Genomic DNA, 20,941 nt, shown 5'->3' on the forward strand with positions numbered 1-20,941 from the left:
CGCGTGGAGGCGCTTGACGTGCTCGTCACGACCACCGTGGGGGAGGACGCATGAGTGAGCCCGAGATTCGGCCCGGCGCGCTTGACGGAGTCAAGGTTCTCGACCTGACGCGGTTCCTTCAGGGTCCCTATGCGACCCGCATTCTTGCCGACCTCGGCGCAGAGGTCATCAAGGTCGAACGGCCGGGAGGCGAGTGGGACCGGCGACTGCGCCAGGCACCTGACGGGTACGCAGGCTTCTTCACGGGCCTCAACCGCGGCAAGAAGTCGATCGCCGTCGACATCACGCGCCCGGAGGGTCGCGATATCGTGAAAGCCCTCGCCCGAGAGTGCGATGTCGTCGTGGAGAACTTCCGACTTGGCGTCATGGAGAAGCTGGGCCTGGGCTACGACACGCTGCGCGAGGAAAACCCGCAGCTCATCTATGCCGCCGCGTCGGGATACGGCCCACTGGGCCCGCGCAGCAACGAGCCCATGTTCGACATGGTCGCGCAGGCCGTCTCGGGCCTCTCGGACTTCGTGCGCACCCCGGACGGGGCACCGCGACTCGCCAGTCGCGGGATGGCCGACTCGGCCGGCGCTGTCTTCCTGGCCATGGGCATCCTGACCGCACTGCTTGCCAAGGAGAGAACCGGACGCGGCCAGCGGGTCGACGGCTCGCTCGTCGGATCCTGCCTGGCCATGCACACTGCCGAGGTCACCATCGCACTGCACGGCGACGAAGTGCAGCGGACCCAGGGCCGAGTGACGTCGACCTCAGGCGCCTTCCGCTGCAGGGACGACCGCTGGGTCGTCATCGGCGCCACAGATCAGAAGGTGTGGAACGGACTGACCACGGCCCTCGACAGGCTCGACCTGCGCGACGACCCGCGATTCGCCAAGAGCCGGATCCGTGAACAGCATCGCGACATCCTTGAACCCATCCTCGAGGAGACGTTCCTGACCGCCGACCGAGACACCTGGGTCGAACGGATGCGGGACAACGGCGTACCTGTAGCTCCCGTCAATACCTTCGTCGAGGCCGCCCGGGATCCTGACGTCCTGGCGAACGGCTTCGTCGTCGAGCAACCGGACGCGACATGGGGGACCATCCGCACAGTCGGCAGCCCGTTCCTGCTCAGCGTCACCCCCGCACGGGTCGGAGGCTGGACCCCGGAGCTCGGCGCAGATACCACCGACGTGCTCAAGGACCTCGGTGTTCCCCCGGATCGAATCGATGAGCTGGTGGCCCACGGTGTGGTCGAGCAGGTCCAGGTCGCGTGCGAGCCGTCGGACTCGCCGCACGTAGCGGAAGAGGTGGACAAAGCTTGAGGTACGGAACTCCTGAGAGCATCGCGGCCGCAGCCGGACAGGTGCTGTACGAAGTCGATGCAGCCTCCGGCATCGCTTACCTGACACTCAATCGCCCCGAGAAGCACAATGCCATGAGTGTCCCGATGCGGGACCGCATCATCGACCTCATGGCGCGGGCCGGTGATGACCCGCAGGTGCGCGTCGTCGTGATCCGCGGCAACGGCAAGTCGTTCTGCAGCGGCAACGAGATCAACGAGCAGTGGGGCCAGAAACGACCGCACGAGCGACGTCGCACGCTGACGGTCGGGTACCGATACGGCGCGGACATGGCGTGGGGTCGGCTGGGATTCAGTCAGGCAATCTCTCGTTCGCCGAAGGTTACGGTCGCGCAGCTGCACGGTTACTGCGCAGCAGCCGCCTACTTCATGATCGCCTGCAAGGTCGACGTGGTGACGGCCGCCGAGGACACGCGGATCGGCGCACTCGAGGCTCGCTTCCTGGGCCCGGCCGGTGCGGTCGCCAGCGTGCACATCAACCGGATCCTGGGTATGAAGGCGGCCCGACGTACCGGGTTCACCGCGATGCCGTTGAGTGGGACCGAGGCGCACGGTCTTGGCCTCGTCGACACCGTAGCGCCGGCAACCGCGCTTGCCGAGACCACCCATGCGATCGCGGCGGATATCGCTGCCCGTCCGCCCGGTCACCTGCTCTACCTGAAGTCGAGACTTCGCGCTGCGGAGGGCCTGATGGACACCAGTGTTCCCTCGATCACCGGGCTCCTGGTGTCGCACTTCTTGCAATCGGGTCCGGACGAGATGGACTTCTGGAAGACCGCGAAGGAGGTCGGCGTCGGTGGTGCGCTCGACGCTGACAAGAAGCGAAAGGGCGCGGCGGATCCCCGCGCGGGGGTGAAGGCATGAGTTCGGTCGACCTTCGTATAGCCGGTGGCCGCGCGTACATCGAGGTGGATAGCTTCGCCCCGCTGACGTCACACGATCCTGCGTTCGCAGAAGAACTTGCCGCAGCCGTCATCGAGGCATCGGACCATGATCACGTCAAGGCGATCGTCCTGCGTGCCACGGGATCAGACTTCGCGCCGGCGGTGTCGACCGGGTTCCCGTCGGCTGCCGAGGCGCCCACCACGTGGCACCGGTCCTTCGCTGCCTCGACCGCGGTGTACCAGGCGACCTGCTTTGCCAAGAAGGTCGTGGTCGCAGAGGTGCGCGGTGCGTGTCACGGAGCAGGCAGCGCGCTCCTGCTCTGCACTGACCTTGCTGTGGCGAGCGAGGACGCCGAGTTCGGCTCACCTTTCCTGGATGTGCCCGAGTCGAACTTCGTCCTCGCAGCGCTCACGATCCGGCTCAACCGAGCCAAGTCGTGGTTGCTCCGAGGAACCACCTACGACGCCGCCACCGCTGGGCGGATCGGGCTCGTCAACCGGGTTGTCCCGGCGCCGCAACTCCAGACAGAGGTAGAGCGGATGACCGCCGCAGTCCTCGGCATGCCATTGGACGGCGTGACGATGTCGAAGATGCTGCAACAGGCCGTCTACGACGCACACGGAGTGGGGCGGGAGTTCGACTTGGCCGACCACTACACGATCCACCGCACGGCGGTCGGGTCCGGTCTCACGGAGGAGGATGCATGAGCGAGGGCAGGGTAGAGCTCAGCAAGGACCACGAGAACCATATCGCCACCATCATCATCCGGCGGTCCCTGGCAGGCAACCTGATGACCCGTGCCATGGCCGCCGAGTTCGCTACCCATCTCGCGAACGTCGACGAGGACGACGACGTGAAGGTGGTGCTGATTCGTGGTGAAGGCGACGACCTGTGTGCCGGCTGGGATCCCGCTGACGCCTGGAGCCAGTACCGTGAAGCGCCCGGCGGAGCGGTCCGCAAGCACCCGAGCCAACGGGCGCGGCTGATCGCCCTGGACGACGCGTGGTGGGGCAGCACGGGTCTCTACCAACGGCTGCTGCATTGCCGGAAGGTGACCATCGTCGAGGCTCGTGGTCGTTGCTGGGACACCGGGCTCTACTTGGTGTTGTGCGCGGATCTGGTGGTCGCAGGCGAGGACGCGACCTTCGGCTCTCCCCGGTGGCACAACGTCGGGGTGGACGGCGACATGTCGCTGCTGTTCGCCACCGTCGGGCTCAAGCGCGCCAAGGAGCTCATGTATTGCAACGTCGCCTGGTCGGCGTCGACGGCCCTCGACTACGGCCTCGTCGATCGCGTCGATGAGGACGCCCCGTACGGGGCGTCGGAACTCGCCGCCACGTGTGCGTCGATCATGCGTGACGGCATCGTCACGGAGAAATACGCGGTCTTCGCCTCACTGGAGAAGCTCGGTATCGGGCTCTCGTTCGCGGCGACCACGGTCGTCGGCGCCTCCCTGAGCAACATTCACTTCCAGCCGGACGAGTTCAATTTCCTGCGTCAGGTGCGTCATGAGGGCGCCGAGGCGGCCTTGGTGCGCTCACGCAAGGACGTCGAGATCCGCTGATCACCACTTCGAACCCGCGTTCGCCCTGTGCGATGAAGCCCCTCAAGGCGGATGTGCCATCAGGGCTGGCGCGGGAGCTCAGGATCGCAGAGCCGCTCGAGGGCAGGCAATGCGGCGAGCAGGCTATGCAGCTCCGTGTCGTTGAGTCGTGTGAGATGCTCCTCGAGCCAGACCTCGCGGCTCTTCAGCGCCTTCTCACGCTCCTCGACACCGCTCGGCGTCAGCTCGATCAGGGCGGCACGGCGGTCGGCGGGGTCCGCGGTGCGTGAGACGTAGCCGAGCTCGATCAGGCGGTTGAGCGATCGGGTCACCGATGGCGGGGAGACCCCCTCTGATGCCGCGAGCTCGCCGGCGGAGACAGGCTGGCTACGCCCGATGTTGAACAGCAGCGAGATGAGGGCGTAGCTCAGACCTTCGTCATTCTGCTGCCGCAGGACGCGTCCGAGGCGGCCAAGCGTCATCCGTAGGCGGGTCAGGTCATCGCGCCGGACGGCGTGCTTGCGCCTGACGCCGTCGATAGAGCCACCGGTGGTCGTGGTCATCCTTACCCCGAATCTGGTCCTTCGCCCAATTAATTTCGCCCCGCTAAGTATGCGCCTATCAAGCCTCCGGCCGCCACGTGCTCACGCGGCCGGTGTGCCGCGGCCGTGCCGAGGCCCCCCGGCTGGTCGAGGGTTCGCATCATCTGCGGTCGTTCGCCGAACAGCCTTGCAGATGCTTGGCTCAGCGATTAGTTTTGTTTCACATGGTTAGATAAATTGTTGCGACCGTCACATGACGGTCTCGGTATCCCTGAGGAGAGACAGTGAAGGACTTCAGGCCGGAGCTGACCTACACCAGCTTCGAGGAGCACATGCACAAGGCCAAGACGCCCCTGCAGCGCAAGCATCTCGAGACGGTCGTCCACCACTCCAAGGGCGAGGTGCTGGCGGACCTGGACATGGTTCTGCCGACGCTGTCGGATGACCCGCAGTACCACGAGTACGGCGTCTTCGGTAACGTCAAGGGAGACACCGGGCCGAAGGGCCTGGACGAGGTTCGTGCCAACTACACCGAGATGGTGAACAACGGCTCGTACGTCATCGAGTCGAAGAAGACCCGCGTGGTGGTCAGCGACTACGACATCGTCACCGAGGGCACCTTCCGGCAGATCCTGACTGCTGAGGTCGCGCGGAAGATGGGCTTCGTCGACGACAGCTCGCCCGCGAGCCCCTTCTACGTGCTGTCGGCCCGGACCGTCGTCTTCTGGACGTTCAACGAGGATGACAGGGCCACTGGCGAGGACCGCTACGTCCTCGACCACCACATCGTCCCGCTGGCCGAGGGGGACCTGCCCGACAACTACCCGGACAAGTTCCGGACCAAGCCGCGGGTCGAGGCCTGAGCGCCATGACATCCAGCATCCAGAGCCGATCCCTCGAGGAGCGGATCGACGAGATCGAGAGCCGGGCCGCGATCGCCGACATCATTGCGGGCTACTGCGAGGGTACCGACCGTCGCAACATCGGCCGGTTCATGAGCATCTGGCACGACGACGCCGAGTACCTCATCCCGGGCGGGCGCGGCGACTTCCGCGGCACGGAGGAGATCCGTCGTTCGCAGGAGGTCATCGGCAAGGTGTGGAAGGAGACCTACCACTGGACCACCAACCACACTGCCCACTTCGAGAACCCTGATCGTGCGACCGGTCGCAGCGATGCCATCGCAGTGTGCGTGCATCCGTCGGGCAAGATCAGCTGGGTCAGCTGCACGTACCACGACGTCTACGAGCGTCGCTCGGGCGCCTGGAAGCTTGCTCGACGCCTGGTCGAGCGCTACTTCGTGAGCGCTCCGCAGGCCGTCGAACTGCTTCCCCCCTTCTGAGCCGGCGGCCCGATGGCATCGTCGGACCTTGAAGGTCGTGGGGACATCCAAGTCCGGACAGACGTCATTGGTCGCCATCCCGTCGACGCGCTGGCCGGGCTCCTGGGTGTCCGGCCGGCGTCGCCGGAGCGAGTCCCACCCACGTGGCACATCACCCAGTTGCTCGAGGCGGTGCCGCAGCATCTGATCGGGGCGGATGGCCACCCGCTGGTTGGGCTGCCGACACCTCCGGCCGCCGGCGTCCGGCGCATGTTCGCCGGCGGTCGGGTGTGGCACCGCAGGCCGCTCGTCGTCGGCCGAGAGGCCACCCGAACCTCCCGGATCCTCACCTCGCGGGAAACGGAGGGACGAAGCGGGCACCTCCGCTTCGTCACAGTGCGTCACGAGTACGTCCAGGACGATGAGCTGGCGGTGCGGGACGACCACGAGATCGTCTATCGGCCCGAGCGACCGGATTCGGCTCCGCTGATCGGGTGCACGGGCGCGCCGGGAGACTCCGGCGCAGCCGGCCGGGGGACCTCGCTCAGGGTCGACCCGGTCCTGCTCTTCCGGTTCTCGGCACTCACCTACAACGCTCATCGGATCCACTACGACCGCGACCATGCGCGTACCGAGGGCTTCGACGATCTGGTGATCCATGGTCCCTTGCAGGCGGTCTTGATGGCCGAGGACCTCCGGACGCGCGGCTGCGAGCTGCTGGGAAAGGTCTTTTCCTACCGGCTGCTCGCGCCGGCGGTCGGGCCGCAGACCATATGGGCCCGCCGTCCGGGCAACGGGGGACAGACGGACGTCGAGGTCGCTACCGGTGAGGGAAGCGTGTCGGCCTCCGGCGCTCTTGCAGAACCCGATCAGTCCGATCTGCCGGGCCTCCAACCGGCGTAAAGGAGACAATATGAGTGCTGGGCGAGTGCTGGTCGCTGGTGCCAGCGGGCTCATAGGAACCGCGGCGGTTGCCGCCTTCGCCGCCGAAGGGTGGCACGTGGTCGCGTTCTCGCGACGCGCTCCCGAGATGGACCGGTCGGTGCGGTTCGAGCACGTGCCGGTGGACCTGACAAATGAGGCCGCGACTCGGGACGCCGTTGCCGCCCTTGAGCCACGGCCAACCCATCTCGTCTACGCGGCGGCGTACGAGAAGCCGAAACTCGTCGCCGGCTGGTCCGACCCGGAGCAGATGGCGACCAACCGGGCGATGCTCGGGAACGTCCTCGCTCCGCTGGCCTCCGAGGGCGGGCTGCGGCATGTCACCGTGATGCAGGGAACGAAGGCGTACGGCGCCCACCTGCACCCGATCCCGATCCCGGCGCGGGAGCGGGCGCCACGCGACGGGCATGAGAACTTCTACTGGCACCAGGAGGACCTGCTTCGGGAGCTGGCCGATCGCCACGCGTTCGACTGGACCATCTTCCGGCCCGTCCAGGTTGTCGGACCGGCGTACGGCGTCGCCTACTGCACGCCTCCGGTGATCGGTGCGTTCGCCGCGCTCAGTGTTGCGAAAGGAATCCCGTTCGGCTTCCCGGGCGGCGCCATCCATCCGGTCCGCCAGATCGTGGACGCGCGGGTGGTGGCCGGTGCGCTGGTATGGGCGGCGACCTCGCCGGCGGCTTGGGGCGAGCATTTCAACCTGACGAACGGGGAGGTGTTCTCCTGGCAGGAGCTCTGGCCAGCCCTGGCCGACGCGATGGGTGTGCCGTGCGCAGAGCCCCGGCCGATGAGCCTGGCCGATGAGCTTCCCCGCCTGGCCGGCGTCTGGGAGGACATCGTCGCCAAGCACCGGCTTCGGCCACTCTCGCTGCTTGACGTCCTTGGCCAGTCCCACCAGTACGCCGACTACACCTTCGGCTACGGCCTGACGACGACGCCACCACCGGCGCTGGTCAGCACGGTCAAGGTGAAGCAGGCGGGCTACACCCGGGTCTGCGACACCGAGGTAACCTTCCGTGACGCGCTGAGGGCGCTCGTGGAGCGCCGGGTGCTGCCCGATCTGACCGGCTCCGCCGGATGATCGGCTCAGCGCGCTCGCTGCTCTTCGTGCCGGGCTCCCGTCCGGACCGATTCGAATCGGCCGCGCGCGCCGGCGCCGACCTTGTGGTCATCGACATCGAGGACGCGGTCGCTCCAGGAGCCCGACCCGCGGCCAGGGCCTCGACCAGGCTATGGCTTGAGCAGTCCCCGGCGGTCGTCCGTGTGAACGGCGCCGAGACCGACGACCATCAGGCCGATCTCGAGGCGCTCGCCGGGACCGCGAACCTGGTCGCGGTCATGCTGGCGAAGGCCGAGACCGCCGACCAGATCGGCCATGTCCACCACCGGCTCGGCGTACCCGTGCTCCCGTTGGTGGAGACACCCAATGCGCTCGAGGGGATCCGGTCGTTGGCCCGTCACGGTGCGGTCCCACGTCTCGTCCTCGGGACTCTCGACCTCGCCGCAGCGCTCGGCGCGCAACCGACGTGGGATCCGCTGCTCGCGATCCGGACGCACCTCGTGATCGCCTCCGCCGCGGCGGGGATCGCCTCGCCGGTCGACGGAGTGACCGTCGAGCTCAACGACGACGAAACCGTGCGTTCCGACGTCCGCCGGGCGGCCGAGATCGGCCTGCACGGCAAGCTGTGCCTGCACCCCCGCCAGGTGCCGCTCGTGCACGAGGCGCTTCGTCCAACCGCCGATGAGCTTGCCTGGGCGAAGGGGGTCCTGGCTGCCGACGGTGCGGTCGCACGCTTCGCAGGCCAACTCGTGGACCCGCCTGTACGAGCACGCGCCCGCGCGATCCTCGCGCGTGCCGGTCAGCGTGAGGAGTAGTCACGTGACATCGTCGTCGACCTTCGCCCGCGCCCCGCGGCTGGTCCTGGCGTGGGGCACCGTTCGCAACGCCTCGTTCCCCGACCGCGTCGCCGCAGCCCGACAGGCCGGGTACGACGGGATCGGCCTTGCCATTCCCTACTACCAGGCCCTGAGAGCGGACGGATGGAAGGACCGTGACCTTGCCGCGGTCCTGGCCGAATGGGATGTGCGGATCAACGAAGTCGAGGTCCTGTTCGGTTTCCACGGTGTGCCCGGACCGGCCGGCATCCCGAGCCGTCCGGGTCTGGTCTACGCCAACCCGGAGATCGAGAGGATCGCGTTCCACCTGGCCGACACATTCGGTGTGCCGTTCGCACAGACGGTTGGCACCTTCGACGCCCGGCCGATCGGACCGGAGGTGACCGAAGCCTTTGGGAGCCTGTGTGACCGGGCGGCCGGCCACGGGCTGAGAGTGGCGTTGGAGTTCGTTTCGTACAGCAGCATCCCGGACCTCGCGACCGGGCTGGCCGTCGTGACCGACGCGAACCGCGACAACGGCGGGCTGTGCATCGACAGCTGGCACTTCTTTCGTGGCCGGCCGGACCTCGACCTGCTGCGGACGGTGCCGGCCGAGCGGGTGTTCATGGTGCAGTTCAACGACGGGCCGATCCCGCCCGTCAACCCTAACCGGATGGTCGATGCCGTCCACCACCGAGTCCTGCCGGGCGACGGCGACTTCGACCTGCCTTCGTTCGTGACGGCCCTCGACCGGCCGGGAGTCGATGCGCCGCTCTCGATCGAGGTCTACTCCGACGAACTCTGGCGACGGCCGACCTCGGATGCGGCGCGACTTGCGGCGCAAGCCACGCGTGCAGTCGTTGCGCCGGCGGTGCGGTCGGCCGGCATGTGACCGTTGACACCTATTGCTTCGCCAGGTTAAGTTTACATGGCTAAGTAATCGTGGGAGTGGGGAGCGGATGATCCCTTACCGTGTCGCAGTCATCGGGTCGGGCCCGGCGGGCGTCTATGCGGCCGAGGCCCTCGTGCGCAGCCGCATCGACGTCTCAGTTGACATCTACGACCGTCTGCCCACGCCGTACGGCCTCGTTCGGTACGGCGTCGCGCCCGACCACCCGAGGATCAAGTCGATCATCGTCGCGCTCCAGAAGGTACTCGAACGCGGTCAGGTCCGTTTCCTTGGTGACGTCCACGTCGGCATCGATGTGACGACCGACGAGCTCGGTGAGCTCTACGACGCCGTGGTCTTTGCAACCGGCGCCTCCGTCGGTCGCCGGCTCTCGATCCCGGGTGAGGACCTCGCCGGGGTCTGCTCAGCCACGGACTTCGTTGCCTGGTACAGCGGCCACCCCGACCATGCTCAGGCCGGGGAGTCGTTCCCCTTGGCCGCGGAGTCGGTTGTCGTGATCGGCGCCGGCAACGTCGCTCTGGACGTGGCACGCCTGTTGGCGAAGTCAGCAGAGGACCTGGCGCAGACCGACATGCCGCCGCACGTCCTGGACCGGCTCGTATGCAGCAATGTCCGCGACGTACACCTGGTCTGCCGCCGCGGACCTGAGCACGCGAAGTTCACCGCGAAGGAGCTGCGCGAGCTGCTCGAGCTCGACTACGTCGCTACAGAGCTCGATGCGGACCTGCTGCCTGCGGGGTCGCAGGACCCGATGACTGCGGCGAACCTCAAGGCCTTCGCCGACATCGCCGCGCGCGAGGTGGTGCACGGTCAGCGGACTCTGCACTTCCACTTCTGGTCCCGCCCAGTCGAGTTTCTCGAAGCGGGTGGTGCCGTCGCCGCCGTACGCCTGGAGAGGGTGCAGGACGTCGACGGTGTGGCGGTTCCGACCGGAGAAGTCACAGAGCTCAAGGCCGGCATGGTCGTGAGGTCGGTTGGCTACCACAGCACGCCGGTCGGCACGCTGCCGTTCGACGACAGCCTCGGCCGTGTCCCGCACGACGCGGGTCGGGTGCTCGGCCCCGACGGTCGGGCACTCAATGGTCACTACGTCGCTGGTTGGGTCAAGCGTGGACCGACCGGGGTCGTCGGGACCAACCGGGCCTGCGCCGCCGACACGGTGGTCAGCATCCTTGCCGACTGGGAGGGTCAGCCGCCGCGCGGTGTCACGTCCGATGAGGTCGACCGTGTGCTCTCCGAGCGCGGAATCAGGCCTGTCACGTACGACGGCTGGCTGTCGATCGACTCGGAGGAGCTGAGCCGCGGTCAGGTGCTTGGCCGCGCACGCACCAAAATTCCCGACTGGGAAACCCTGCGTCGTGTCGGAGCGTCAGGCGTCGCAGGCCTCGGCCGGGACACGGACTGATCCGCTGGCGTTCATCACCAGGTTCCTCCAACTAGGAAGTCAGCATCGTTATGGCCTATGTCATCTCCGGCGACTGCATCGACGTTCTCGACCGCAGCTGCGTCGAAGTCTGCCCAGTCGACTGCATCTACGAGGGCTCGCGCAAGGCGTACATCCACCCTGACGAGTGTGTGGATTGCGGTGCGTGCGAGCCGGTCTGTCCGGTCACGGCAATCAAGTACCGCGATGAGGTCCCCGAGAACCAGGCAGAGTTCATCGAGGACAACGCCCGCTTCTTCCTGGAGCCCCTCCCCGGTCGCGACGAGGCGCTGGGCCACCCCGGCGGATCGAGCGACCTCGGACGCACTGGTGTCGACACCGCTCTGGTGTCAAGCTGCCCGGCATCGTCGGCCGGCGCTTGATCTCATCAACCATGGAGGCCGAGCCCGCAATGAAGAGTCTGAAGGAAGCCCGCGACCAAGACCCCTATCCCTTCTTCGCCGACCGGCTCGCCCGTGGCCCCGTGCACTGGGATGAGGGCATGAACGCCTGGATCGTCGTCGGCTACGAGGAGTGCCGGTTTATCCAGCTCAATGAGGACCTCTTCGCCCATCCGTACTTCGAACTGAAGGGTGCGGCGGACGTCTACGGCGGGCCGAAAGGAGTGCTGCTCCTCCAGGGAGAGCAGCACCACGCTGTCCACAACTTCCTGCTTCAGCACTTCACGCCGGTGACGGTCCGCAAGTACCGAACGGACTTCATCGCCGAGCTGGTGAGCGCACGGCTCGACGCGATCGAGGGACGCACGCATGTCGACCTGGCAGCCGAGTTCGCCTCGGTCGTCCCCAGCGGCGTCATCGCCGCGCTCCTCGGCCTCGACTGGCGCGACGAGGAGCTGATGGACAAGTGCCGCCGCTGGAACTCCACGATGTTCCGGTGGACGGAGACCTTCGGCGAGGACGACGAGGCGTACGCCGAGGCCGCCGCCGCGGCCGCCTCCCTCAACGAGGTACTCCTTCCGGTTATCCGAGCCCGCCGAGACGAGCCCCGCGACGACCTGATCTCGGTGCTGTGGGAGCAGGGGCAGGGCGTGCTGGATGAGTGGGGCGAAGAGGAGATCCTCGCCCAGGCGCGAGTGCTGTTCTTCGCCGGAACGGACACCACCGCGCACTTCCTCAAGAACGCCATCTACACCCTGCTGAACTACCCCGAGCTCCAGGATCGGATCCGCGGGGACGAGCGTCAGATCGTGGCCTTCGGCGAGGAGGTGTTGCGCTACCTCGCTCCGGTGCAGTTCCGGGTGCGCGTGGCAACGCAGGACGTCGAGGTGGCGGGCCAGCTGATTCGCAAGGGCGATCGAGTCCACCCGGTCAACGGTGCTGCGAACCGTGACCCGCGGCAGTTCCACGACCCGGAGACCGTCGATCTCGATCGCCGCAATCTCAAGACGCACGTCGCGTTCAACGTCGGTCCGCGGTACTGCGTCGGTGCCGCGCTCTCCCGCGGCGAGGAGGTCGAGGTGATCTCGCAGCTGCTCGAGCGCTACGCCTGCCTCCGCTGGGACAGCGATGCCGAGCCGGCGAGCTACCGCGGCTACATGCCACGCTCGTTCAGCCCCTTGAACGTCGTCGTCGAGCCCGCACTGGAGACGGTGTCCTGACCGCCCTTGCCAGCGCGGCGCCGTCCAACGCGGAGCAGCACGCCGCCTGGGCCGCCCGCCAACTACCCGATGCGGAACGGGTCCGCGCCGGTATCTGGTCGATCCCGGTTCCAATCCCCGACAGTCCGTTGCGTTACGTGAACTGTTACGTGGTGGAGACCGGCGTCGGGCTGGTCATGGTGGACCCGGGCTGGCCGGCCGACGTGGCCTGGCAAGCGCTGCGGGACGGCATCACTCGTGCGGGTCTCGACCTGGCCGACGTGGCAGGGGTCGTGGTTTCCCACGCCCACACCGACCACCATGGTCTCGCCGTCCAGGTGCGGGAAGTGTCGGGATGCTGGGTCGGCATCCACCGTGCCGACGCCGACCTGCTCGACCAGTTGCGCGACGGAAGGGCCGTCGAGAGTCGCAACGAGACGTGGCCGGCCGAGTGCGGCGTACCGGAGATGGAGCGCGCAGCGCTCCGGTTGAACCCGGCGTACGCACGGCGTATCTCGGTCCTGGAGCCGGACTACCGACTCGATGCCACGGATGTGGCCCGGCTGACGGGAGGCCGAATCGAGGCGCTCTGGACGCCTGGGCACACCCCTGGTCACCTGTGCCTGCGAGTGCCGGGGGATCGGGTGGTGCTGACCGGGGATCATGTCCTTCCGCGAATCACGCCGACGATTGGCACGTACAGCTCCGACGGGCACGATGCCTTGACCGAGTACCTGCGGTCGCTGACCGAGGTAGCGGTCTGGGCGAGAGATGCGGACGTCGAGGTGCTCCCCGGGCACGAATACCGCTTCCGGGACCTGCCGGCGCGGGTCGAGGCGATGCGTCGTCACCATGAGGCACGACTCGCCGAGATCGAGGCGATCCTCGTCGAAGCCGACGCTGCAGCCACCGTCTGGCAGGTTGCACGCCGGCTGACCTGGTCGCGTTCGTGGGAGGAGACCACAGGCCAGCGGAGGCGACTGGCGCTGGCCGAGACCCTGGCCCACCTGGTCCTGCTTCGTGCGCAGCGCCGGGTTCGTGTTCGACCGGGGACCCCAGTGCAGTGGTCGCCGGAACCCGGCCACCGGCACAGCGGGTGACCGGCCTACAGCTAGAGGAGAAACATGTCGGAGAACGACCAGGCCATCGTCACTGCGGACCCGGACGTCTGCGTAGGTTCTGGCAACTGCACGATCGTGGCGCCTTCAGTCTTCGACCTGGACCACGAGGGTGCTGTGATCGTGCTGCATGATCGGGTGAGCGCCGGCGACCGCGACGCCGCTGTCGCGGCCGCGGCCGGGTGCCCGGCTGCCGCCATCATCGTCGAAGGCTGACGGGTGCGACAGAAACGGTGGCCGTTCCCCACGGGTACGGCCACCGTTTCGTCGAACGGACTGAGCTCGGTCAGGCCTGGGCCACGCGACCCGACCTCGCGGAAGCCTCGGCGAAGTCCACGAGCATGGTGTCCTCGGCCGAGCCGAGCAGTTCGCGCCGGGCAATGATGTCCCTCAGCCGCAGTGCCTTGTTACCGGTGATCTCGTCCGCCGGCGTCCACTCCCGCATGCGGGACACGGTCGGGCCGTGGACGACGAAGACCTGGCCCGTGATTCCTCGGGAGTACGCCGAGCCGAGGAAGGTCGTCAGGGCGGCCACGCTCTCGGGGTCCCACTCGTCGACCGACCCCTCGGTCGGCTCCATGCCCTCGACGACGCCTTCTGTCATGCCTGTCCGTGCGCGAGGGCAGATCGAGTTGGCGCGCACGCCGTACCGTGCGAGCTCGCGCGCCGCGACCTGGGTGAGAGCGACGATGCCGGCCTTGGCAGCCGAGTAGTTGACCTGTCCGAAGTTGCCGTAGAGCCCGGCCTCCGAGGAGGTCGTCACCACCGTTGCGTCGACCTGCTCCCCGGACTTCTGGTGCAGCGCCTTCCAATGCAGTGCCGCGAAGTGCAGAGGACCAGCGTGCCCCTTGAGGTGGACGGCCATGACCGCGTCCCACTCAGCTTCGGAGATGTTGACGATGGTGCGGTCTCGGATGATCCCGGCATTGCAGACCAGGACGTCGAGCTTGCCGTTGACGTTGACAGCCTGGCTGATCAGCCGCTCGGCGCCGTCCCAGGTGGAGATGTCGTCCGTGTTGGGCTCGGCGCTCCCCCCGGCTGCGCGAATCTCCTCGACGGCGTCGTCGGCGACGGGTCGGCCGTCGGGCGTTCGACCCACGTCGTTCACGATTACATGGGCGCCCGCCCGGGCGAGCGCCCTCGCTTCGGCGCGTCCGATGCCCTGGCCGGCGCCGGTGATGACGGCGACCTTCCCCTTCAGTTCGTCCATGACTGTCCTTCTTCCGTGCTAGTGCGGCTCAGTCTGCGGGGTACTCCGTGCGCGATCACCGGCACTGAAACACATCTGCTTAGCCATGTAAAGAGATTGCCGGGCCGTTGCGCCAGGTCATTGCCGATGTTATACATGGCTAACTAATGAGTGACGCGCGTCATGTCCTCGTAACAGAGGTCGCCCTGCCGTCCCGCACCGTTCGCGACGAGAGGAATGAGCATGTCTGCTCCCGCGCCGACGACAAAGGCCGACCGCGAGGCCTACTACCGCGACCATGGGTACTGGACGTCCGAGCGCCTCGGGTGGTGGGTGTTCGACGTTGCCGAGCGCACTCCGGATCGCGAGTTCCTCGTGATCGGCGACCTTCGGCTGACCTACGGGGAGTTCGCCGCCTGGGCCGATGTGCTTGCCGCGCACCTGGTCGAAGCGGGGGTCGTCCGTGGCGACCGCGTCCTCATCCAGCTGCCGAACCTGGCCGAAGCGCTGGTGGGTCAGGTGGCGGCCTTCCGCATCGGTGCGGTCAACGTCCCGGTTGTGCCGATCTACCGCGAGCACGAGATGGCGCATATCGTGAACGACTGCAAGCCACGCGTGGTGATCTCGATCGCCGAGAATCGGGGCCGGCTTCCTGCCGACGAGCTCGACGGCATCCTTGGTGGCGCGTCGTGGGGACCGGTCGCGCGCTTCTGCGTCGGCATGAACGAACCGCGTCCCGGCTGGCGCTCCTTCCCGGAGCGGGACGACCCGCGGCCCCCGGTCTCCTTCCCGGACCCGCTCGAGCCCGAGAAGTGCTGCCTGATGCTGTACACGTCGGGGACGACTTCGGTGCCGAAGGGAGTTGAGCTCACGGGTCAGGGGTTCGTGTCGAACGCGCGCAGCATCCGCCACACGATGTCGCTGAGCGCGAACGATGTGTTCTTCTGTGCCTCGCCGCTCTCGCACCTCGCCGGCTTCGTCGCCGGCGTCGTCTGGCCTGCGTCAATGGGCGCCAAGATCGTCGTGATGCCGACCTGGAACGGGGCCGAGGCGGCGCGCATCATCGAGCGCGAACGTTGCACCTTCACCACTGCCGCCTCGGTCTTCCTCCACGACCTGGTCGCGGCTCATCGCGAGGGCATCGGGACCGAGCACCCCATCACCGTCTTCATGTCCGGGGGTGCCTCGACCGCGCCCGACCTGATCCGGGAGGCAGAGGAGGTCGGGATTACGGCGCTGCGGGGCTACGGCATGACTGAGACCGGCGGGGGAGTCTCGTGGGTAGCGCCGACCGAGCCGCTCGACATCAGGGCCGAGTACGACGGTGCCGTCGTTCCCGGCAGCGAGATCCAGGCGGTTGACTCGGATCGCCGACTGCTCCCTCCGGGCGAGGAGGGCGAACTGCGGATCCGCGGCCCGCAGGCTCTCATCGGCTACACCGATCCGGGGCTCACCCGCGAGCAGATGGATGACGAGGGCTGGTTCTACACCGGCGACCTCGGACGGGTCGACGAGCACGGCCGTGTGCGCATCACGGGTCGCACCAAGGACATCATCAACCGCGCGGGCGAGAAGTTCTCCGCGCGCGACATCGAGGAACTCATCCAGCGGCACCCGGCCGTCGAGATGGTGGCCGTCGTGGGACTGCCCAATGAGCGGCTCGGCGAGGTCGTCGGAGCATTCGTGACCTTGGCTGATGGCCAGGAGTGGCCCGGCGACGCCGAGATGGCGGCGTACCTGGATCAGGCAAAGCTCGCCAAGCAGAAGATCCCCAACTCGTGGCGCGTGCTCTCGGAGCTGCCGCGGACCGCCTCGGGCAAGGTCCAGAAGCACGAGCTGCGCAACCTGCCCTGATTCGCGACGACCGTGGAGCCGGTGGCTGCGTGCCGAATCCGTGCCGGCGGCACGACCGTCCGCCGTTCTCCATAACCACAAGAGGAGCTGACCTGTGACACGTCCTGACCGAACCCCGGTCATCGCTGGCATCGGACTGTCCGACGGTCCCAAGGCGCCCCACCTCGACGCGCTTGGGCATCAGGGCCAGGCCATGCAACGAGCGTTGGCCGACTCCGGACTCAGCAAGCATGACATCGATGGGTTCGGATGCGCTGAGGCCTGGATTCCTGGCGTCCCAGGCGTAGACCTGCCGGAGACCGCGGAGTACCTCGGCCTCGATCCGCAATGGATCGAGGGCACGTATACCGGCGGGTCGGCCTATGAGTTCCAGGTGCAGCACGCCGAGGCTGCGATCAGATCCGGCATGGCGAACACGATCCTGCTGACCTACGGCAGCGACCTCCTCACGCGGATGGGGCGAAGCCTTGGTACGGCATACGGCCGCAAGCCGGTCGGCGGTGCGGCCTACGAGGAGCCATACGGCAAGACGACGGTGGCGGCCTATGCGATGGCCGCTCAGCGCCACATGTACGAATACGGCACCACTTCGGAGCAGCTTGCGAGTGTCGCTGTCGCGGTTCGAGAGCATGCTGGCCACAATCCTCAGGCCATCTATCGCAAACCGCTGACGGTCGATGACGTCCTGAACTCGCGCATGATCGCCGATCCCCTGCATCTGTTCGACTGTTGCGCGGTCACCGATGGCGGGGGGGCGCTCATCGTAACCACCGAGGAGCGCGCTCGCGACCTCAAGCAGCCGTTCGTCTCGATCTTGGGGACGGCGGCCCGTCAGAATCACTGGAACATCTCTCAGGCGCCGGACGTGACCACGACGGCCGGGACGCGATCGGGACCGGATGCGTTCGCGCGGGCAGGGTTGAGCCCCAACGACGTAGACATGGCCATGCTCTACGACAGTTTCACCATCACGGTCATCCTGCTGCTGGAGAGCCTCGGCTTCTGCAAGCCGGGCGAGGGGGGACCGTTCGCCGAGGAGGGCAACCTGCGTCTGGGTGGCAGGTTGCCGATCAACACAGATGGTGGCGGCTTGTCGGCCTGTCATCCGGGACTTCGCGGCATCTTCCTGCTGATCGAGGCCGTCCGGCAACTCCGCGGGCAAGCCGGCGCAGTGCAGGTCCCGGACTGCGAGGTGGCGCTTGCAGCCGGATCCGGTGGTTGGTTCTCGACGATCGGGGTCACGATCCTCGGAAAGAGCAGGTGAGACAGATGGCATCCGAGAACATCCGTGGCCAGCAGCGAACCCTCGAGATCGTCGACGTCGCCGACGCGTGGGTGAAGCCGGTCCCCGATCTCGACCCCGTCAGCACCACCTACTTCCGGGCGGCCTACGACGGAACACTGCTGATCCAGCGCTGCCCCTCCTGCGGCAACACGCAGCATTACCCCCGTCTTGTCTGCAGCACATGTGCGGCGACACCCGAGTGGGAGGCGGCCAGCGGGCGGGGCACCATCTACACCTTCACCGTCGTTCGGCAGGCCGGAATGCCCGGGTTCGACGAGGAGGCGCCGTATGTCATCGCGCTCGTCGACCTCGACGAAGGGCCCCGGATGATGGGAAACATCACCGAGTGCCCCGTGGACGAGGTGCACATCGGCCAGCGTGTGCAGGCCTACCAGCTGCGGATCGCCGACGGGATCGGCCTTCCCCAGTGGCGGCCTCAGCCCACTGCCGACTGATCCTGCGACCGTCGGCGACGACCGACCGTTCCCGGGCGGTTCATCGCTTCACTTTTGTGAAGAAGTGTCTCCGGAACCCTTGACACCAGCCATATGTGACGCAAGGTCCTAAATACTTAGGCATGCTAATTAATCTGACATCTGAGTCATCACCGCCAAGGAGTCTCTCGTGCAGTTCAGATCCCTCATCGGCGTCGGCGCCCTGGCGCTGATCGCCTCAATGTCGCTTACCGCTTGCGGCTCCAATGACGACGGCAACGCCTCGAGCGGTGGCGGCAAGCCTCTGGTCATCGGCTTTGCCGCCCCGCTCACCAGCGGCAATGCTGCCGTGGCCGAGCAGATGGTCAACACCGCCAAGCTGGCCGTGAAGACGATCAACGCGAACGGCGGCGCAGGCGGCCGGCAGCTCTCGCTCAAGGTGTACGACGACAAGCTCACCGCCGACGAATCGGCCAAGGTCGCCCAGCGGGCAATCACGGTGGACAAGGCCGAAGTCATGATGGGCGGCTACACCAGCATCGAAGGCCTCGCTATCCGCAAGCTCGTCGAGCCACGGAAGATCGTCTTCATCAACTCGTCAACGATCTCACCCGCGCTGATGGACGGCGCGAAGTACACGTTCCGCACCACTGTCGACCAGAGCGACTACCCGGTCCAGATGATCGACCTGCTCAAGTCGCTCGGCTACAAGCACCCCGTGGTGACCGCCGACAACGGGCCCACCGGGTCGACGCTGTGGCAGCCCATCGTTGACCAGGCGAAGCGCGCAGGCCTGGACCCAGGTGAGACCGTCCACTACACGCTCGGCGCGACCGACCTGACCTCGGCCGTGTCCCAGCTCAAGAGCGAGCGCCCCGACGCTGTCGTCCACATCGGGTCGGCGGCAGCCGATGCAGGTCTCATGCTCAAGACGATGGCAGAGGCTGGAGTGACGGTGCCGGTCGTCGGGTTCGGCTCGCTGATCGCACCGGACGCCCTGAAGATCGGCGGCGACGCCTACACCAGGCTGCCGGCGATCTACACGCTCGCCAACCAGCAGCCGTCCAAGCCCGAGTACCAGAACTTCATCAAGGCGTACGCCGCCGAGTACGGCGGCAGCGTGGACGATCTCTCCCTCGGGCTGGCCGAGCAGGACGGCGCCACCTGGGACGCCTTCACCGTTCTGAAGAAGGGACTCGACGCGAGCAAGGGCAACACCGACGGAGACGAGCTCGCCAAGGCGATCGACGGCATCACGCCCTTCACCGGCGCCGCCGGCAAGGCGGGAGCGCTGATCAACTTCGCTGACGGGCGCGACGGGTTCAGCAAGTCGCTGGTGGCGTTCCAGTTCGTCAACGGCAAGCCGAAGGAGCTGGCTCAGCAGCCGTAGTGATGGACACGCTGGGCCCGAACAGGTCGGGCCCAGCGCTCCACCGCTCGTCACCCACGACACCTGACGATGAGGAAGGATCAGCACATGCGGGTCTTCGATGGCCTGACCGATCTGGTCGACTCTGCAGGAGAGGATCTCGGAGCCAGCGACTGGATCCTGGTGGACCAGAAGCGCATCGACGGATTCGCTGACGTGACCGGAGACCACCAATGGATCCACGTCGACCCGGTCCACGCCGCCGCGGGCCCCTTCGGGCGGACCATCGCACACGGCTACCTGACCCTGTCGCTGCTCGCCGAGCTCACGACCCGGCTGTACCGCGTCGAGAACGTATCCTTCGCGGTGAACTACGGTCTGGACCGGGTGCGGTTCATCAGCCCAGTCCTCGAGGGTTCCCGGATCCGCGCCACGGCGCGGCTCGCGGAGGCCAGGCGACTGGAGGATGCCGTCCAGCTCAAGCTGGAGAGCACGATCGAGATCGAAGGCGCGGACCGCCCGGCCGCAGTCGTCACCTCACTCGCTCGCTACTTCGCCTGAGCCTTCGGTATGCGGCCGCTCGAAGCCGAATCCGCAACGCCATCGCCGCTCCTGCATCCTGCGCGGCATACGACATCGAATCAGCACTCGACGAGGTCTTGGACGGCGTCGGCCTGCAACGTGCGGACGGCGGCGGCCGCATCGAGTTCGTCGGAGCGGATCCCGTGGTTCCCAGCCCGCTGCGGCTGGCCGGGGCTGCGAGCATCGCACTCGTGGCGAAGTCCGTGGCGGTCGCCGCGCTGCACCGCGACCGCGGCGGACCAGGACAAGACATCTCAATGGATCTACGGGTAGCGCCGCACCGGCTGTGTCCTTTCTACGATCGGCGCTGGGAGCTGCTCGACGGCTACCCGGTGGAGTCGCCGGCGAACCGGAACCAGGCACTCGGGCTCAGCTTCTACCGCACCGCAGACGACCGGTGGGTCATGCCGCTCAACCCGTATCCGGGCCTCAAGGTTGCTGCCCAGCAGCTTCTGGACTGTGCGGACGTTGTTGATTCGGTGGCTCGTGCCGTACGTCGGTGGTCTGCGGCTGAGCTCGAGGCGGCTGGCGAGCAAGCCGGTGTGGCGATGCCGATGGTTCGGACGGTCGACGAGTTCCTGGCAAGCGATCACTTCGCCTCGACCGTGGCCTCCGCTCCACTGGTCGCGCTCGTACGGGTCGGTGACAGCGATCCGGAGCCTTTCCCTAGGCAGCGTTTCATAACGCGCGAAGCCATTGGCTGATGGCGGCGATGGTGACG

The 20,941-nt window shown here is 67.1% G+C and carries 23 protein-coding genes; 21 read left to right on the forward strand and 2 right to left on the reverse strand.

Going from position 1 to position 20,941, the window contains the following annotated elements; genetic code table 11:
• Positions 1–50: 50 nt before the first annotated feature.
• From ABZS66_RS50080 to ABZS66_RS50095, 4 genes are read left to right on the forward strand one after another with little or no spacing between them, the layout of a single operon-like run.
• Positions 51–1,310 (forward strand): CoA transferase, encoded by a 1,260-nt coding sequence (locus ABZS66_RS50080; protein WP_354770144.1) that lies wholly within the window; start codon positions 51–53, stop codon positions 1,308–1,310.
• A gap of 41 nt (positions 1,311–1,351) precedes the next feature.
• On the forward strand, positions 1,352–2,212 hold the full coding sequence (locus tag ABZS66_RS50085; protein ID WP_354770145.1) for an enoyl-CoA hydratase/isomerase family protein: 861 nt from the start codon (positions 1,352–1,354) through the stop codon (positions 2,210–2,212).
• Positions 2,209–2,940, forward strand: a complete 732-nt coding sequence (locus ABZS66_RS50090; RefSeq protein WP_354770146.1) for an enoyl-CoA hydratase/isomerase family protein — start codon at positions 2,209–2,211, stop codon at positions 2,938–2,940. Before ABZS66_RS50085 ends, ABZS66_RS50090 begins: the two co-directional genes overlap by 4 nt.
• Positions 2,937–3,797 (forward strand): enoyl-CoA hydratase/isomerase family protein, encoded by an 861-nt coding sequence (locus ABZS66_RS50095; RefSeq protein ID WP_354770147.1) that lies wholly within the window; start codon positions 2,937–2,939, stop codon positions 3,795–3,797. Before ABZS66_RS50090 ends, ABZS66_RS50095 begins: the two co-directional genes overlap by 4 nt.
• Before the next feature lie 59 nt (positions 3,798–3,856).
• On the opposite strand, the gene ABZS66_RS50100 is transcribed toward ABZS66_RS50095, so the two are convergent.
• Positions 3,857–4,339 (reverse strand): MarR family transcriptional regulator, encoded by a 483-nt coding sequence (locus ABZS66_RS50100; RefSeq protein WP_354770148.1) that lies wholly within the window; start codon positions 4,337–4,339, stop codon positions 3,857–3,859.
• A gap of 263 nt (positions 4,340–4,602) precedes the next feature.
• On the opposite strand from ABZS66_RS50100, the gene ABZS66_RS50105 reads away from it, so the two are divergent.
• The 11 genes from ABZS66_RS50105 (at position 4,603) to ABZS66_RS50155 (ending at position 13,723) form a co-directional block, all read left to right on the forward strand.
• Entirely contained in the window at positions 4,603–5,181 is a 579-nt protein-coding gene (locus ABZS66_RS50105; protein WP_354770149.1) for a hypothetical protein, read from the forward strand.
• 5 nt (positions 5,182–5,186) lie between these two features.
• Positions 5,187–5,660 carry a nuclear transport factor 2 family protein gene (locus ABZS66_RS50110; protein ID WP_354770150.1) on the forward strand — a complete coding sequence of 158 codons (474 nt, stop codon included), beginning with the start codon at positions 5,187–5,189 and terminating at the stop codon, positions 5,658–5,660.
• A 159-nt stretch (positions 5,661–5,819) separates the two neighbouring features.
• Positions 5,820–6,542 carry a hypothetical protein gene (locus ABZS66_RS50115; protein WP_354770151.1) on the forward strand — a complete coding sequence of 241 codons (723 nt, stop codon included), beginning with the start codon at positions 5,820–5,822 and terminating at the stop codon, positions 6,540–6,542.
• Positions 6,496–7,662 carry an NAD-dependent epimerase/dehydratase family protein gene (locus ABZS66_RS50120; RefSeq protein ID WP_354770152.1) on the forward strand — a complete coding sequence of 389 codons (1,167 nt, stop codon included), beginning with the start codon at positions 6,496–6,498 and terminating at the stop codon, positions 7,660–7,662. Before ABZS66_RS50115 ends, ABZS66_RS50120 begins: the two co-directional genes overlap by 47 nt.
• Positions 7,659–8,456, forward strand: a complete 798-nt coding sequence (locus ABZS66_RS50125; RefSeq protein ID WP_354770153.1) for a CoA ester lyase — start codon at positions 7,659–7,661, stop codon at positions 8,454–8,456. The genes ABZS66_RS50120 and ABZS66_RS50125 overlap by 4 nt, the downstream gene beginning before the upstream one ends.
• Before the next feature lie 4 nt (positions 8,457–8,460).
• The gene (locus ABZS66_RS50130; protein ID WP_354770154.1) at positions 8,461–9,348 is read left to right on the forward strand and encodes a sugar phosphate isomerase/epimerase; all 888 of its coding nucleotides are present in this window, start codon (positions 8,461–8,463) and stop codon (positions 9,346–9,348) included.
• 67 nt (positions 9,349–9,415) lie between these two features.
• On the forward strand, positions 9,416–10,771 hold the full coding sequence (locus tag ABZS66_RS50135) for an FAD-dependent oxidoreductase (protein ID WP_354770155.1): 1,356 nt from the start codon (positions 9,416–9,418) through the stop codon (positions 10,769–10,771).
• Between the two features lie 50 nt (positions 10,772–10,821).
• Positions 10,822–11,172, forward strand: coding sequence for a ferredoxin (gene fdxA / locus ABZS66_RS50140; protein ID WP_354770156.1), 351 nt, complete (start codon positions 10,822–10,824; stop codon positions 11,170–11,172).
• A gap of 29 nt (positions 11,173–11,201) precedes the next feature.
• Positions 11,202–12,410 carry a cytochrome P450 gene (locus ABZS66_RS50145; protein WP_354770157.1) on the forward strand — a complete coding sequence of 403 codons (1,209 nt, stop codon included), beginning with the start codon at positions 11,202–11,204 and terminating at the stop codon, positions 12,408–12,410.
• 137 nt (positions 12,411–12,547) lie between these two features.
• Positions 12,548–13,489: an MBL fold metallo-hydrolase gene (locus ABZS66_RS50150; RefSeq protein ID WP_354770166.1), complete on the forward strand. Its 942-nt coding sequence runs from the start codon at positions 12,548–12,550 to the stop codon at positions 13,487–13,489.
• Positions 13,490–13,513: 24 nt separating this feature from the next.
• Positions 13,514–13,723 carry a ferredoxin gene (locus ABZS66_RS50155; RefSeq protein WP_354770158.1) on the forward strand — a complete coding sequence of 70 codons (210 nt, stop codon included), beginning with the start codon at positions 13,514–13,516 and terminating at the stop codon, positions 13,721–13,723.
• Positions 13,724–13,793: 70 nt separating this feature from the next.
• Here the strand turns inward: ABZS66_RS50155 and ABZS66_RS50160 are convergent, their stop codons facing one another.
• Positions 13,794–14,717: an SDR family NAD(P)-dependent oxidoreductase gene (locus ABZS66_RS50160; RefSeq protein ID WP_354770159.1), complete on the reverse strand. Its 924-nt coding sequence runs from the start codon at positions 14,715–14,717 to the stop codon at positions 13,794–13,796.
• A gap of 222 nt (positions 14,718–14,939) precedes the next feature.
• Here ABZS66_RS50160 and ABZS66_RS50165 point away from each other — a divergent pair, with 222 nt between their 5' ends.
• From ABZS66_RS50165 to ABZS66_RS50190, 6 genes are all read left to right on the forward strand, one after another.
• Positions 14,940–16,550: an AMP-binding protein gene (locus ABZS66_RS50165; RefSeq protein WP_354770160.1), complete on the forward strand. Its 1,611-nt coding sequence runs from the start codon at positions 14,940–14,942 to the stop codon at positions 16,548–16,550.
• 94 nt (positions 16,551–16,644) lie between these two features.
• Positions 16,645–17,814: an acetyl-CoA acetyltransferase gene (locus ABZS66_RS50170; RefSeq protein WP_354770161.1), complete on the forward strand. Its 1,170-nt coding sequence runs from the start codon at positions 16,645–16,647 to the stop codon at positions 17,812–17,814.
• Positions 17,815–17,819: 5 nt separating this feature from the next.
• The gene (locus ABZS66_RS50175; protein WP_354770162.1) at positions 17,820–18,290 is read left to right on the forward strand and encodes a Zn-ribbon domain-containing OB-fold protein; all 471 of its coding nucleotides are present in this window, start codon (positions 17,820–17,822) and stop codon (positions 18,288–18,290) included.
• Positions 18,291–18,459: 169 nt separating this feature from the next.
• Positions 18,460–19,659, forward strand: coding sequence for an ABC transporter substrate-binding protein (locus ABZS66_RS50180; RefSeq protein WP_354770163.1), 1,200 nt, complete (start codon positions 18,460–18,462; stop codon positions 19,657–19,659).
• A gap of 87 nt (positions 19,660–19,746) precedes the next feature.
• The gene (locus ABZS66_RS50185; protein ID WP_354770164.1) at positions 19,747–20,199 is read left to right on the forward strand and encodes a MaoC family dehydratase; all 453 of its coding nucleotides are present in this window, start codon (positions 19,747–19,749) and stop codon (positions 20,197–20,199) included.
• Between the two features lie 98 nt (positions 20,200–20,297).
• Positions 20,298–20,924, forward strand: coding sequence for a hypothetical protein (locus tag ABZS66_RS50190; protein WP_354770165.1), 627 nt, complete (start codon positions 20,298–20,300; stop codon positions 20,922–20,924).
• Positions 20,925–20,941: the final 17 nt, after the last annotated feature.

It is taken from the genome of Dactylosporangium sp. NPDC005572, assembly GCF_040605515.1.
Classification (GTDB): Bacteria; Actinomycetota; Actinomycetes; order Mycobacteriales; family Micromonosporaceae; genus Dactylosporangium.